Below are 13,407 nucleotides of genomic sequence, written 5' to 3'. Positions count from 1 at the left end.
CGAAGGCCCGCACGCTCCGGGATGAAGCGGGCGGGGCAGAGCGCCCCGCCCTCAGAGATCAGGCGTGGGTCGGTTCCGCGGACGGAAGTCCGGGCGGGGTATCGTCATCACCTTCGAGCCCATGCTCATTGCCTTCGGGCTCGTTGTCGATGCCGCGGAGTCGGCCGAAGAAGTCGATGATCTGCTCGCCCAGGACGTAATAGATCGGGATCACGAACCGGCCCAGGATCGTGCTGACGGCGATGCCGAACGCGATCACGATGCCGAGCGAGTTCCGGCTATACGCCCCGGCGCCCGTGGCCCTGGCCATCGGCAAGACGCCCATGACGAACGCAAATGAAGTCATCAGGATCGGCCGCAGTCGCTGGCGCGAGGCCTCCTTGGCCGAGTCGATGATGCTCATCCCGCGCTTCTCTCGGAGCTCGATGCCGAACTCCACGATCAGGATCGCGTTCTTCGTCTCCAGGCCGATCAGCATGACGAGGCCGATCTGCCCGAAGACGTCGAGCGGCATGTTATAGAACCAGAGCCCGACGACCGCGCCGAACATGGCGAGGGGCACGGTCAGAATGATGACCATCGGCCGCACCCAGCTCTCATACAACGCGGCCATGAACAGGAAGACGCAAAGGATCGAGAGGGCGAAGATGGAGGTCGCCTGGTTCCCGGTCTTCTGCTCCTGGAAGGTGGTGCCGGTCCACTCGAACCCGAAGCCTTCCGGCAGGACCTTGGCGGCGACGTCTTCCATCGCGGTGAGCGCCTGGCCCGAGCTATAGCCGGGGGCCGGGCCGCCGTTGATCTTGGCCGACGCATAGAGGTTGTAGTGCGGCACGTCGATCGGCCCGAGGGCGTAGCGGACCTCGCCCAGCGAGCTGAGCGGGACGCGATTCCCCTGCCGATTCAGTACGTAGAGGTTCAGGATATCCTCGGGCTTCGTCCGGACGTCCCCCTCGGCCTGGAGCATGACCTTCCAGACCTTGCCGTAGAGGTCGAAGTCATTGATGTAGTAAGAGCCGAGGTTCGTCTGGAGCGTGGCGAAGACGTCGGAGATCGGCACATCCAGGCGGCGGGCCTTGGTGCGGTCGAGGTCGAACTTGAGCTGGGGCACTCGCGCGGTGAAGGTGCTGAAGACGCCGGCCAGTTCGGGCCGCTTCCTCGCCTCGTTCTGGAACTGGTCGACCACGCGCTGGAGGGACTCGACGCCCTTGCCCGAGCGGTCCTCGATCATCAGTTCGAAACCGCCGGTCTGGCTCAGACCTCGGATCGGCGGCGGCTGGATGACGAGGACCATCGCGTTGCGGATCTGCTGTGACATGATCCGCTGGAGCTTGCTGACGACCCCCTGGGCGCGGAGCTCGGGTTCGCGACGCTCCGACCATTCCTCGAGAGTGGCGAAGACCACCGCGCTATTGCTCTGGTTCGTCGAGCTGATGACGTTGAGGCCGTCGAGCGTGACGGTGTGCAAGACCCCCTTCTCCTTCCGGGCGATCTCCTCGATCCTCTTGACGACCCTCGCCGTGGCCTCGCGGCTGGTGCCGTCGGGGGTCTGGATCGCGATGATGACGTACCCCTGGTCCTCGGTCGGGATGAACGCCTTCGGCCGCTCCACCAGCATCCAGCCGGTCAGGGCGAGCAGGCCGGCCGAGGGGATGACGATCGTCCACCAGTGGTGCGCGGTGAAGTCGAGGAAGGAGTCGTACGAGTCCTCGATCCACTTGAGCCCCGCGTTGAACCAGCGGAAGAGGAAGAACTTCGTCTCGCCGTGCTTGGCCTTGAGGAAGAGGCGCGACATCGCCGGGGTGAACGTCAGCGAGTTGAAGGCCGAGAAGACGAACGAGAAGACGATCGTGAGGGCGAACTGGTTGTAGAGCCGGCCCGTCATCCCGGGGATGAATGCGACGGGGACGAACACCGCCGCCAGCACGAGCGTGATGGTCACGATCGGCGTCGTGATCTCGGCCATCGCCGCCCTCGCGGCCTCGATCGGCCGCATCCCGCGCTCGAGGAACTTGTCCACGTTCTCGACCACGATGATCGCGTCGTCGACCACCAGGCCGATCGCCAGCACCAGGCCGCAGAGCGTCAGCGAGTTGAGCGAGAATCCGAACACCGACATCGCCGCGAACGTCGCGATCAATGACACCGGGATCGCCAGCATCGGGATGATCGTCGCGCGAAACCCTTGGAGGAAGATGAACACGACGATCATGACGAGCGCGAACGCCTCGATCAGCGTGTGCTCGACCTCGTCGATGTTCTCGCGAACATATTCGGTCGTGTTATAGGCGATCTGATAGTCGAGCCCTTCCGGGAAGCTCTTCCTGAGCCGGTCCATCTGCGACTTGACCTGGGCGACGATCGCGAGGGCATTCGCGTCGGCGTACTGGTAGACGGGCATGGCGCCGGCGGGCTTGCCGTCGAGGTAGCCGGCGGTCTCGTAGTTCTCCGAGGAGAGCTCGACGCGGGCCACGTCGCGGAGCCGGACGATCGAGCCGTCGTTATTACGCCTGACGATGATCTCCTCGAACTCGGCCGCCTTCTCGAGCCGCCCCTTGACGGTGATCGGGAACTCGAAGTCCTGGCCGGTCGGCACGGGCTGGCCGCCGATCTTGCCGGCGGCGGCCTGGACGTTCTCCTGCTGCACCGCCTGGATCACCTCGGTCGGGGCGATCTTCATGTTCGCCAGGCGATCGGGGTCCATCCAGATCCGCATGGCATACTTGCGCCCGAAGACGCTGACGTCGCTCACGCCGGGGATGCGCTTGAGGACGTCGGAGATGTAGATCTGGCCGTAGTTGTCGAGGAAGGTGGCGTCGAACCGGCCGTCGGGCGAGATCAGGTTCACGACGCAGACCATGTCGGTCGACGTCTTCTTGATCGTCACGCCGTACTGCTTCACCTCGGGGGGGAGCTGGGGCTCGGCCGTCTGGACCTTGTTCTGGATGTCGACGGCGGCGAGGTCCTGCGAGAATCCGACGTCGAACGTGGCGACGATGTTCGAGACGCCATTGCTCGTAGAGTCGGAGCTGTAATAGATCATCCCCTTCGTGCCGTTGATCTGCTGCTCGATCGGCGTGGTGACGGTCCTCGCCACGCTCAGGGCGTCGGCACCGGTGTAGGTCGTCGTCACCTGGACCTGAGGCGGGGCGATCTGCGGGTACTGCGCGATGGGGAGCGTCATCGCGCTGATGCCGCCGATCAGCAGCATGAGCAGGGCCAGGACCGTGGCGAAGATCGGCCGGCGGATGAAGAAGTTAACCATGGGGGCGTTGGGCTCGCGGCACTTTACTTTGGGGATGGTTCCGTGTCGAGGCTCGGAGCGTCGAGGGCCGTCGGTCACTCCTGGGGCGGCTTGTTCTCGCCCGGGGGTTGGGCGGGGGTCGTCGCGGCGGGCCGATCGGTGCGCCGGGCCTCCTCGACGGCGGAGCGGGGGCCGCCCGGGGTCGGGGGGGACGCCGGCTGGTTGTCGGGCGCCGGCCTTGAGGCCGAGGACGCCCCTTCTTCGCTCGTCGGCCTCGGCGTGTCTCGCTTCGACGCGTCCTGGGTCTGCCTGGGCAGCACGGCCGCTTCAGTCTTCACGGGTATGCCCGGGCGGATCATTTGCAGGCCCTCGACGATCACGGGCACGCCCGCGTCCAGCCCCTTGGTGATGACCCGATAGCCCTCGTACGTCTGCGCGGCGTCGACCCGCTGGATTGCGACCTTGCCGTCCTTGTCGACGATGTAGACGACCGCGCCCGCGTCGGTCTCCATCACGGCCGGCGTCGGCACGACGACGGCGTTGTCCAGGCGGTCGACGACGAGCCGGAGCTTGACGTACTCGCCCGGCAGGAGGCTCCCGGTCGGGTTCGGCACCGTCGCCTTCGCGAGGAAGGTCGAGGTCGTCTCATCGATCTTGTTATCAATGAAGTAGCATCGCCCCTCGAACGGGTGCTCCTGGTCCCCCACGAGCCCCGGGCGGATCAAGCGGGCGGTGAGCCCCTTGCCGGTGAGCTCCGTGGCTCGGTCGAGGTATCGGGAGCTGATCCGGATGTCGACGCCCATCGGGTCGAGCTGCTGGATCGTGGCCAGCTCCGAGAAGCTGCCGCCGCCGCCCGAATCGGGCCCCACGAGGTTCCCGACCTTGACCATCGCCTCGCCGATGCGCCCGTCGATCGGCGCGAACATCCGGCAATACCCGAGGTCGAGCTCGGCGTTGAGGACGGCGGCCTTGGCGGCATCGAGCTGGGCCTTTGCGCTGAGGATCCCCACCTCGTAGTCGGCGTTTGCCTGGTCGAGGTTGGCCTTGTCGGCCTCGACCTGCGCCTCGAATTTCTTGCGCTCGGCCTCGGCCTTGTCCAGGTCCTCGCGGGTCCCCGCGTTGCGGACGAGGAGCGCCCGGCTGCGCTTCTCCTCGACCGTGTTCAGGAAGAGCTGGGCCTTGTCGAGGGCGAGCTGGGCCCCGCTGACCTCGCGTCCCTTGGACTGCTCGGCCTTCTTCACGGAGGCCTCGGCCTCCGCCTGCTTGGCCTGGGCCGACTTCAGCGCGACTTGATACGGCTCCTCGTCGATGACCAGGAGGAGCTGGCCTTTCTTGACGAGCGTCCCCTCCTGGAAGTGCCGCTCCCGCAGGAACCCGCGCACCCGGGCCCGGATGGTGACGTCCTCGAGCGCCCGGGTCGTCCCGTTGGGCGTGGCCAGGATCGGGACCGTCTTCCGGATCGAGTCGATCACGCCGACGGTCGGGGGGGGTGGGGTGGCCACGGCTTGCGGCTTCTGGCAGCCGGCCAGGGCCAGCATGGCGACGGCCGAAGTCAGGCAGGCGGCCAGATTCCAGAGGGCTCGATATGGTCGGCGATTCTTCGAGTTCATGGGCCGGCGCTATCCCCTTCGTGATCTATCTCAGAAATCCGGACGGTCGGGCCGAGTCCCGAAGGTCGCGAAGGGTTCACCCTCCATCGCCGCCGGGCCGCCGAGCTCATCGCGCATTCGCTATTAACGCAAGGCGACGAGAGGTGACATGAGCATTGCGAGGCACCATGAACCTACTCGCCGCCAGGTCAATCCACAAGCCTAGACACGCCAAGCCGATCGGCAAGACCGACTGGCCCGGGAGATCCAGCATCCGGATATCCTCGCCTACTTCACGAGACGATCCGAACCAACCTCGAATCAATTTTGACGTGCCGTCGATTTTTGACAATACGTTCAGAAACTTTTCGGGAACAATTCGGAGCTCCCGAGGGAGTACTTGTGGTGAAAACCTCGGGGACGGGGTTCGAATGCGGGGGCTCGGCCGGCGAATCCCTTCGCGACCGGCAGGTGTCGTCACATCGAACCTGCCATCATCCACACGAACCTGAGAACCCGAGGGGCGGAACCGCCGTGGAAGACCTTCGCTGTCCGGCCTGCAATTCGGAGAACCTCGTCGCGGGGCATGTCGGCTCGATGGCCAACGGCCAGGGGCCCAATAACTTCTTCCCCCACCGCCAGTTACCCCTGCTGCAGCAGGGGATCGGCGTCACGATTCGGGGGGTCCAGGCCTGCGCATCGTGCGGCCATGTCTGGGGGAAGATGGATCCGGCGGCGCTCGGCAAGCTGATCGTGGACCACGGCACCGAGCTCGCCAGGCAGCAGTGGATCATCTTCAGTGAAGGGCCCGAGTACGACCTCCCGGACCACCCCAGGGCGAAGGAAGCGGCCAGGCACGTCTACGAGGTCGACCGCCTGGTCCTCGCGGACAAGCAGGCCGAGGCCACTCGGCGCTATCGGGAACTCAGCAAATCCACCTGGGACGAGGCCGTCGCCGCCATGCGGGGCTGGCAGAACCTCGAGCGGTCGCAGAAGCTGGCTCGCTTCGGCTGGATCCCCCCCGAAGACGGCCTGCCCGATCACCCCAAGGTCAGGGAAGCCTCCGGGCGGATCGCCGAGCTCGACCTCCTGATCCTCTCGGGAAAGCAGCTCGAGGCCACAAGACGATATCGGGAGATCCGCGGGATCACCTGGGAGAGGGCCGCCCACGACCTCCGCCATTGGCAGGACATGGCCCGCTCGCAGAAGCTGGAGCTCTTCGGCTGGGTGTCCGGGGAGAAGGGGGAAAGGCACCGCTCGCCCGAACACCCCCTGCACGACCCCATCCTCGACACCTGAACCGCAGGAAAGGCCCCTGGGCTCGAACGTCCCCGGGCAGGATGGCACGCGCAAGGGGATGATTGCAACTCACTCGACGATCCTCGATGATCTCAACGGGATCTCTTGATCCCACCTGAAAAAGGGTCGTCGCCGCGAAGAAACCGAGGCCGGGTGCCGAGCCGTCGAGGCCACCCGGTCATTGCAGGGGAAATCCACCATGCGCGTCAAGGTCCATGTCGGAACGCTGATGGGACTCGCGTTGGCATTGAATGGTTTCGCCGCCGCCCTGGAGGCGGAACCTCCACAATCGCCGGGCGTGAAGGCGGCGCCGATCGGGGAGAACAAGGCCGTAGCCGCGGCCGTGGAGAAGCTCGCCGGGCAGTTCAAGGCGCACCCCGCGGTCCCGTCCAAGGCGAAGGAGGGGCGGGTCCTCTACCTGCTCGACGCCGAGACCGGCGACGCCACGCTCATCGTCGACGAGCCCGACGAGGGCCTGGTCTACGGCGGGTCCCCCGAGTGGTCCCAGGACGGCACGCGGCTCCTCTTCGACGTCACCCCGGCCCCCGGCAATGCCTTCGACAAGTCGCGACTGCAACTCTTCGAGGCCGGCCAGAAGACGCCGGAGCTCAGCGACCTCGGGCCGGGCAACTGCCCTGGGCTGACGCCGGAAGGGGACCGCGTCATCTTCCTGCTGAACCCGGGCGCCGTGGCCAACGCCGAGCCGGGGACCTGGATCATGCAAGCGACCGGGCAGAACCGACGGTTCCTCTGCGAGTTCGGCCGGCCCAAGATCTCGCCCGACGGCAAGCGGCTCCTGATCGTCAGCTTCGCCGACCCGACGCAGCTTTCGCTCATCGACATCAAGACGGGGGAGCCGCATCAGGTCTCGCTCGCCGAGCCGAAGATCTACACCACGCCCACCTGGTACGGGACCGGGAGCGACACCCTCATCGCGGCCGTCGGCGACGCCGAGTCCGACTCGATCGCGCTCGTCGACATCTCCAAGCCCGAGGAGGCCAAAATCAAGAAGGTCCTCTGGAAGCGGGGCCCGGAGCTCGAGACCAGGCCCGTGTATCCGATCTACTCGCCCGAGACCGATCTGTGCATCTTCATCGGGCGGCCCCGATCGCACGACCCTGCGGGCACGCTCTACTCGTTCCACCCAGGACGGTCGGAGAAACCCAGGCCGTACGAGAGGAAGGGATACGGAATCGCCCTCTCCGACCCCATCTTCTCGCCCGGCGGCCGTTATGTCGTCTTCAGCAGCGAGAAGGTCCAGCCCCCGAAATGACGCCCCCCGATCGCCAGGAATGTGAGTAGGGCTCACCAAATCGAGCCCCGCGATAACTCCGGTGTCACCGTGCGTCAGGGTTCGCCTATAAGTTATAGGAAAGCAGAACTCGAAGCGACAACCCACGCGAAGCCGATCTCTCGGGATCTTCTCCGATCGGGGTCCCCACGAGGATTTAATAAGCAGGGAGTCGGATGGCCCATGAATGGACCGAATCGTTTCGTCCGAGCCTTCACGATCTCCCAGATCCCGATCGGGCTGGCGCTGGCCTCGGTCCGATCGATCCATGATGGGTACAGCACGTATTTCCTCTATTACCAGGGGCTCTATTCGATCGTGGCGGCGAGCCTGATCGTCTCCACGATCGCCGCGAGGAGTCGCGGGGCCTTCTGGTTCGGCTTCGCCGTCGTCGGCTGGGGTTATTTCCTGCTCGCCAACCTCGGCAGGGGTGAGAACCTGATCACGTCGCGGGCCCTCGACGACCTCGCCGTCTGGTTCTACTTCGGGAGGCCGACCGAGGGGAGCCTGTCGAGCCACGAGGTCGTCGCGACGACGCGGATCGGCCACATGCTCCTGACGCTCCTGCTCGGTTACGTCGGCGGGGTCGTCACGGCCTACTTCGAACCCCGGACCCGAGAGTCGGACGAGGCCGATCCGACACCAACTCCCGCCCCCGCGCCCCCGACCTTCGCGGCCCCCCCCTGGGACGCGCCAGGGAATTGAAGTCGAGGGCAGCAGGCGACGGCTCACGTCTTCGAAGCGCCCGCCTCGTCTTCGTAGGCCTCGAGGATCGCGTCGATCATCCGGCCGAACTTCTCCTTGAGCTCGTCGCCCCTCGATTGGTTGTGCAGCTCGACCCCCTTGCGCTCGCTACGGATGAGCCCGGCCTCGCGCAAGACTTTGAAGTGCTGTGAAAGCGACGACTTGGGCAGCAGCTTGTCCCCAACATGCGCAAATGTCACGCAATTCCTGACGCGATCCGCGCCCGAAAGCCGCCTGTAGATGCAGACGCGCACCGGGTCCGACAGGGCATGGAGCAGCCCCCGCACGGTGATCTCGGAGAGGGGCGGATGATAGAGCGGTCGCATGAAAAAAGTGTAGGGACGCTTGACCCTATAGTCCATCAATCCTAAAGTTCGGGAGTTCGGAACTAAAAGATTTCGCCGGCGTCTTGGGGGGAGCATTGCGATGTCAAAACTCTCGGGGAAGGTCGCCCTGGTCACGGGCGGCAACAGCGGCATGGGCCTCGCGACGGCGCGTCTCTTCGCCCAGGAAGGGGCGAAGGTCATCATCACGGGCCGGCGTCAGAAGGATTTGGACGACGCGGTCAAGAGCATCGGCGAGGGTGCCGAGGGGGTGCAGGGGGACATCTCCAAGTTCGCCGACCTCGACCGGCTCCACGACCACATCCGGAGCAAGCACGGCAAGCTCGACATCATCTTCGCGAATGCGGGGCTCGGTGTCGTCAAGCCGTTCGGGCAGGTGACGGAGGAGGAGTACGACCTGACCTTCGACGTCAACGTGAAGGGGACCTTCTTCACGGTTCAGAAGCTCCTGCCGCTGGTCCCCGACGGGGGCTCGATCATCATGAACGGCTCGATCGCCGGCTATAAGGGGGTCGAGGCCTTCAGCGTCTACTCGGCCACGAAGGCGGCGATCCGATCGTTCGCCCGCACGTGGACGGCCGACCTCAAGGCCAGGAAGATCCGCGTCAACGTCATCTCCCCCGGGCCGATCGACACCCCGATCTTCGGCAAGACGGGCATGAGCGAGGAGCAGGTTGAAGGGTTCAAGTCCAACTTCTCGCAGGTGGTTCCGCTGGGCCGGATCGGCCACGTCGATGAGATCGCCAAGCCAGCACTCTTCCTCGCCTCCAATGACAGCAGCTTCATCACAGGGATCGAGCTGACGGTGGACGGCGGCATGGCGCAGGTCTGACCCTCCACGGCCGCTGACCGGCCCGATCGCCGAGAACGATATCAGCCAGAGACCGAGATCCAGACCCGCAGAAGGCTCAACCAACAGGAGGCCGAGACTCATGGGCAAGCTCGAAGGCAAGGTCGCCGTCATCACCGGCGCGACGTCCGGGATGGCGCTGGCCACGGCGAAGCTCTTCGTCGAGGAAGGAGCCTACGTCTTCATCACGGGGCGTCGGCAGCAGAATCTCGACGACGCGGTGAAGGCGATCGGCCGCAACGTCACCGGCGTACGCAGCGACGCCAGCAACCTCGCCGACCTCGACCGGCTCTATGAAACGGTGAAGGCGGAAAAGGGCAAGATCGACGTCCTCTTCGCCAGCGCGGGGACGGGCGAATTCGCCCCCATCGGCGAGATCACCGAGGAGCAGTACGAGAAGACGTTCGGCCTGAACGTGAAGGGGACGCTCTTCACCGTGCAGAAGGCCCTGCCGCTCTTCAACGACGGCGGCTCGATCATCATGAACGGCTCGATCGCCGGCTCGATGGGCTTCCCCGCCTTCGGCGTCTACAGCGCGAGCAAGGCCGCGCTCCGCTCGTTCGCCAGGACCTGGACCCTCGACCTGAAGCACCGCAACATCCGCGTGAACGTCCTCAGCCCCGGCACCATCGACACCCCGATCCTCGAGGGCGTGCCCAAGGACGCCCTCGCCGAGTTCGTGAAGATGATCCCCCGAGGCACCATGGGCCGCCCCGAGGAGATCGCGACCGCCGCACTCTTCCTCGCCTCGAGCGACTCCAGCTTCGTCACCGGCAGCGAGCTCTTCGTCGACGGCGGCACCGCCCAGGTCTGACGCCAGCTATCTGTACAAGTAGACAGATTCGCGAAAATCGGGCATGCTCCTCGGCCGGAGGAGCATGCCCATGCGACGACGCCCCAATGGCCTGATCTCAGCCCCGGGAGTGCCCGCGAATCATCGGGCGGCATGGCCACCAGCTCATTTCAACGAGCGATAGGTTAAAACTCCGTCCTTTTCGCTGATCAGTTCCATCCCCGCGTATTCCGCCATGCGGCTGGAAGCGATATTTCCCGCCTTGATCTCTGCAAAGACTGCCCCCGAAAGACCTTCCACGGCAGATTTGATCATCTGCTTGCCAATACCTTTCCCCCGCGATTCTGGAGCGACCGTCCAGGACAATTCGCAGCCATCATCCAGCAGATCGATCCGAACGGTTCCTACGGGAATCCCTTTCCATTCCGCAATCCTGAGATCCCGGCGAGGATTGGCCAGGGTTGCTTCGAGCCAAGCCACGTGCTTCTCGAACTCGAGTAGCCCCGTGTTGTGGCTATGCTCCCGCGTCTCCGGGTCGTTCCTCCATGCGAAAAGCAGCTCCGCGTCCGTGAGGGTAGCGTTCCTGAATCCTATGTCGCCCATTGAGATCCCCATCAAGCTATGAAATCTTACTCCTCAGGCGGTCCCCGCAGTCGTCACGTTGCCACCATCAATTGACCGTTGCGAACAGCATATCCTCTCCTTCGCATGCGATCCAGGTCTGACGATCCCATCTGATGTATGGGTGGACAGACTGGCAAAAATCGGGCATTCTCCTCGGCCTGAGGAGCATGCCCATGCGATCGCAAGGACGACGACGCCCCAAGGATCTGATCTCGGCCACGGAAGTGGCGGCTTACGTCTATTGCCCCGAGCAGTGGCGGCTCGAATTCGGGCTCGGGCTGCCCGCAAGCAATCGGGCGGCTCGGGAAGCAGGGCGTAGGCATCATGGACGCAAGGCCGGCGTGGAGCGGCTGGCACAGCTGCTGATCGCGCTGGGAGGGTTGCTGATCGCCCTGGGCGTGTTGGGACTGCTGGTGCTCTCATGGCGATAAACAAGCCGGAGTTGCCGACCGAATGGTTGGTCGGCCTCACCTTCGCGCTGGCGGTTCTGGGTATTCTGCTGAGGGCCAGGGGGCGACGGCTGCGCCGTCGTCGAGGGCTGGGGCAGGGGAGGACGGTCTCGCTCGATCGGGTCACGCTCACGTCTCACCGGCACGGGCTGACGGGGCGGCCGGATCGGATCGTCAGGTTCGGCGGCGAGATCATCATCGAGGAGTGGAAGTCGTCGCTCCGGGTGCAGGACTCGCACAGGGCGCAGATGGGGGTGTACTTCCTGCTCGTCGAGGAGCAGATGAGGTCGAGGCCCTCGCATGGGTTCATCGTCTGCGGCGACGGGTCGCGACATCGGATCGACAATGACGCTAGCCTGCGGGCCTGGGTGCTCAGGATGGTCGACGAGATCCGCCGGGCGAGGGCGGCGATCGAGGAGCCGATCCCGGTCCGCCCGAGGGCGACTCAATGTCGCCACTGCGGGCAGCGCGAGAATTGCGATCAGGCTCTCGACGCCTGAGCCCCGATCGATCGAAGGAGCCGGCGTCAAGGTTCCAGGTCGACGTTGGAGATCCCCTGCGTGCCGGGGTGGAAGACGTTGTTCGAGAAGTGGAGGCCGAGCGGGGCACTCTGGCCGGGTTCGACCAGGACGGCGTAGCGGTAGCGAGGGGGGACGATCTCGGGCTTGCCGTCCTTGATGATGGTGTCTCGGCCGGTGTCATACACGACGTTGCCCATGATGATCACGTCGGTCAGGGGAGGGTTCTCCGGGACCTGGGCGTGGTCGAACCGGATCGGGCAGCCGAGGTTGTCGTCGCCCCAGACCCAGCGCGTCTGGCCGAGGCCGAAGTCGGTGATGATGTTGTTCGCGATGATCGAGCCGCCGTCGACGTTCGCCGGTCGGGCGGGCTTGCCCCCCTCGGCGGCCTTCGCGGGGAGCGACGCCGCGCCCGGCATCATGCCGATGCTCCAGAGCGTGTTCTTGATGAACTGATTGCCCATCACGATCACGTGCTTCGACCCGTGCATCGCCTTCATGCCGATCAGGGCGTCGTTGACGATGTTCTGCGAGAGGGTCACGTGGTCGGCGTGGATGTCGAACCCCTGGCCGGCGCGCTCCACGAGGTTTCCGATCACCTGGACGCCGTCGGTGACCTCGGGGGAGCCGATGTGGATGGCCGTCCCCTGCATCCAGTTGTCCGTCTCGCCTCGCTCCCAGTCGCGGGCGTTCGTGATCCGGCCCCGGGCCGGGTTCTTCTTGGTGTACTTGCCCAGGCTGAATTCCTTCTTCACCTCGGGCGTGGCGACGAGCCGATCCTCGCGGACCTTGTTCCCCTGGATCAGGATCCCCTGGCACTCCCGGATCAGGATCCCCGTGCCGATGACGCAGCGGAAGGCATAGCCCTGGTCGGGGGTATCCGTGCGGTCGTCGATATCCACGCGCTGATAGTTCTGCACCAGGCAGTCGCGGATCTGGCTGTCGACGCAGTTCCGCAGTTCGATCGCCGAGGCCCTCGTCTGGTTGTCGATGACGCGGAGGTCGACGAGGGAGACGTCGCGCGAGTCGAGGGCGACCACGGCCTCGACCTTGGTCTCTCTGCGTCCCTCGGGGCGAGTCAGGGTCAGGCCCTTGAGGATGGCACCCTGGGCGTGGTCGATGCGCACGAGACTATGCGCGGGGTCGGTCTGGACGATCGTCGCCGAGCCAACGAGGCCGCCGCCGGGGGTCGAGATTCGGAGAGCCTCCTTGATCTCGTGAACGCCGGGGGAGACCTCGATCACCTTGCCCGGGTTGGCGTCGAGCGCCGCCTGGATCGTCGGATACTGGTCGGTTGAGACGCCGGATCCGCCCCCGTCGCGGGCCAGGCATGTGCTCGCCGATCCCAGCAGGAGGAGCAGGCCGGCCAGACAGGCCCCGTTCGAAAATCTGATCACGTCGCCGCCCCTCTGCACGAACCGCGTTCTAGAGTGCTTTATGAGTGGGCGCCATCGTAAGAGATCGGAAAGGATCCCTCAAGGACCGTGAACCGTCCCGAAGGAGGCGCCGGGGCCGTGCCGAACCACCCCGGTTCGGGCACACACGCTATCCCTTCCCCCCCGGAAACCGACGGCGAAATCGAGCGGCGGCATCCGCACATCGGCAGTCCTGGCGCATTCAAGTAAATGATTTTCAATCAATGCGTTCTGTCAACACACGGTGAGA

12 protein-coding genes are annotated in these 13,407 nt (G+C 65.2%); 7 read left to right on the top strand and 5 right to left on the bottom strand.

Features of this window, described 5'->3' with window-relative positions; all coding sequences use genetic code 11:
* Positions 1-58: 58 nt before the first annotated feature.
* Positions 59-3,262, bottom strand: coding sequence for an efflux RND transporter permease subunit (locus ACOYYX_RS25000; protein WP_422924769.1), 3,204 nt, complete (start codon positions 3,260-3,262; stop codon positions 59-61).
* Between the two features lie 74 nt (positions 3,263-3,336).
* Positions 3,337-4,851 carry an efflux RND transporter periplasmic adaptor subunit gene (locus ACOYYX_RS24995; protein ID WP_422924767.1) on the bottom strand — a complete coding sequence of 505 codons (1,515 nt, stop codon included), beginning with the start codon at positions 4,849-4,851 and terminating at the stop codon, positions 3,337-3,339.
* A gap of 513 nt (positions 4,852-5,364) precedes the next feature.
* On the opposite strand from ACOYYX_RS24995, the gene ACOYYX_RS24990 reads away from it, so the two are divergent.
* From ACOYYX_RS24990 to ACOYYX_RS24980, 3 genes are all read left to right on the top strand, one after another.
* The gene (locus ACOYYX_RS24990) at positions 5,365-6,129 is read left to right on the top strand and encodes a hypothetical protein (RefSeq protein WP_422924765.1); all 765 of its coding nucleotides are present in this window, start codon (positions 5,365-5,367) and stop codon (positions 6,127-6,129) included.
* Positions 6,130-6,328: 199 nt separating this feature from the next.
* On the top strand, positions 6,329-7,402 hold the full coding sequence (locus tag ACOYYX_RS24985) for a TolB family protein (RefSeq protein WP_422924763.1): 1,074 nt from the start codon (positions 6,329-6,331) through the stop codon (positions 7,400-7,402).
* 201 nt (positions 7,403-7,603) lie between these two features.
* Positions 7,604-8,125: a hypothetical protein gene (locus ACOYYX_RS24980; protein WP_422924761.1), complete on the top strand. Its 522-nt coding sequence runs from the start codon at positions 7,604-7,606 to the stop codon at positions 8,123-8,125.
* 23 nt (positions 8,126-8,148) lie between these two features.
* Here ACOYYX_RS24980 and ACOYYX_RS24975 read toward each other — a convergent pair whose 3' ends face one another.
* On the bottom strand, positions 8,149-8,490 hold the full coding sequence (locus ACOYYX_RS24975) for an ArsR/SmtB family transcription factor (protein WP_422924760.1): 342 nt from the start codon (positions 8,488-8,490) through the stop codon (positions 8,149-8,151).
* Between the two features lie 100 nt (positions 8,491-8,590).
* Here ACOYYX_RS24975 and ACOYYX_RS24970 point away from each other — a divergent pair, with 100 nt between their 5' ends.
* Entirely contained in the window at positions 8,591-9,340 is a 750-nt protein-coding gene (locus ACOYYX_RS24970; RefSeq protein ID WP_422924758.1) for an SDR family oxidoreductase, read from the top strand.
* Positions 9,341-9,440: 100 nt separating this feature from the next.
* Entirely contained in the window at positions 9,441-10,172 is a 732-nt protein-coding gene (locus ACOYYX_RS24965) for an SDR family NAD(P)-dependent oxidoreductase (RefSeq protein WP_422924756.1), read from the top strand.
* Positions 10,173-10,316: 144 nt separating this feature from the next.
* Here ACOYYX_RS24965 and ACOYYX_RS24960 read toward each other — a convergent pair whose 3' ends face one another.
* Positions 10,317-10,754 carry a GNAT family N-acetyltransferase gene (locus tag ACOYYX_RS24960; RefSeq protein WP_422924754.1) on the bottom strand — a complete coding sequence of 146 codons (438 nt, stop codon included), beginning with the start codon at positions 10,752-10,754 and terminating at the stop codon, positions 10,317-10,319.
* Between the two features lie 194 nt (positions 10,755-10,948).
* Here ACOYYX_RS24960 and ACOYYX_RS24955 point away from each other — a divergent pair, with 194 nt between their 5' ends.
* The gene (locus ACOYYX_RS24955; RefSeq protein ID WP_422924752.1) at positions 10,949-11,206 is read left to right on the top strand and encodes a hypothetical protein; all 258 of its coding nucleotides are present in this window, start codon (positions 10,949-10,951) and stop codon (positions 11,204-11,206) included.
* A complete protein-coding gene (locus ACOYYX_RS24950) occupies positions 11,197-11,724 on the top strand; it encodes a CRISPR-associated protein Cas4 (protein WP_422924750.1) in 528 nt (175 codons plus the stop codon). Before ACOYYX_RS24955 ends, ACOYYX_RS24950 begins: the two co-directional genes overlap by 10 nt.
* A 26-nt stretch (positions 11,725-11,750) precedes the next feature.
* Here the strand turns inward: ACOYYX_RS24950 and ACOYYX_RS24945 are convergent, their stop codons facing one another.
* On the bottom strand, positions 11,751-13,139 hold the full coding sequence (locus ACOYYX_RS24945; protein WP_422924748.1) for a hypothetical protein: 1,389 nt from the start codon (positions 13,137-13,139) through the stop codon (positions 11,751-11,753).
* Between the last annotated feature and the right edge of the window lie 268 nt (positions 13,140-13,407).

The sequence above is a fragment of the Singulisphaera chitinilytica genome, assembly GCF_049331405.1.
Classification (GTDB): domain Bacteria; phylum Planctomycetota; class Planctomycetia; order Isosphaerales; family Isosphaeraceae; genus PoT.
The sequence above is the reverse complement of the archived record's forward strand: the minus strand, read 5'-3'. Positions and strand labels throughout refer to the sequence as shown.

Excerpts from the sequence above, each read along its gene's own strand:
- ACOYYX_RS24980 (WP_422924761.1), top strand. The coding sequence starts at position 7,604 with ATGAATGGACCGAATCGTTTCGTCCGAGCCTTCACGATCTCCCAGATC.
- ACOYYX_RS24960 (WP_422924754.1), bottom strand. The coding sequence starts at position 10,754 with ATGGGCGACATAGGATTCAGGAACGCTACCCTCACGGACGCGGAGCTG.
- ACOYYX_RS24950 (WP_422924750.1), top strand. The coding sequence starts at position 11,197 with ATGGCGATAAACAAGCCGGAGTTGCCGACCGAATGGTTGGTCGGCCTC.
- ACOYYX_RS24975 (WP_422924760.1), bottom strand. The coding sequence starts at position 8,490 with ATGCGACCGCTCTATCATCCGCCCCTCTCCGAGATCACCGTGCGGGGG.
- ACOYYX_RS24955 (WP_422924752.1), top strand. The coding sequence starts at position 10,949 with ATGCGATCGCAAGGACGACGACGCCCCAAGGATCTGATCTCGGCCACG.
- ACOYYX_RS24970 (WP_422924758.1), top strand. The coding sequence starts at position 8,591 with ATGTCAAAACTCTCGGGGAAGGTCGCCCTGGTCACGGGCGGCAACAGC.
- ACOYYX_RS24985 (WP_422924763.1), top strand. The coding sequence starts at position 6,329 with ATGCGCGTCAAGGTCCATGTCGGAACGCTGATGGGACTCGCGTTGGCA.
- ACOYYX_RS25000 (WP_422924769.1), bottom strand. The coding sequence starts at position 3,262 with ATGGTTAACTTCTTCATCCGCCGGCCGATCTTCGCCACGGTCCTGGCC.
- ACOYYX_RS24965 (WP_422924756.1), top strand. The coding sequence starts at position 9,441 with ATGGGCAAGCTCGAAGGCAAGGTCGCCGTCATCACCGGCGCGACGTCC.
- ACOYYX_RS24995 (WP_422924767.1), bottom strand. The coding sequence starts at position 4,851 with ATGAACTCGAAGAATCGCCGACCATATCGAGCCCTCTGGAATCTGGCC.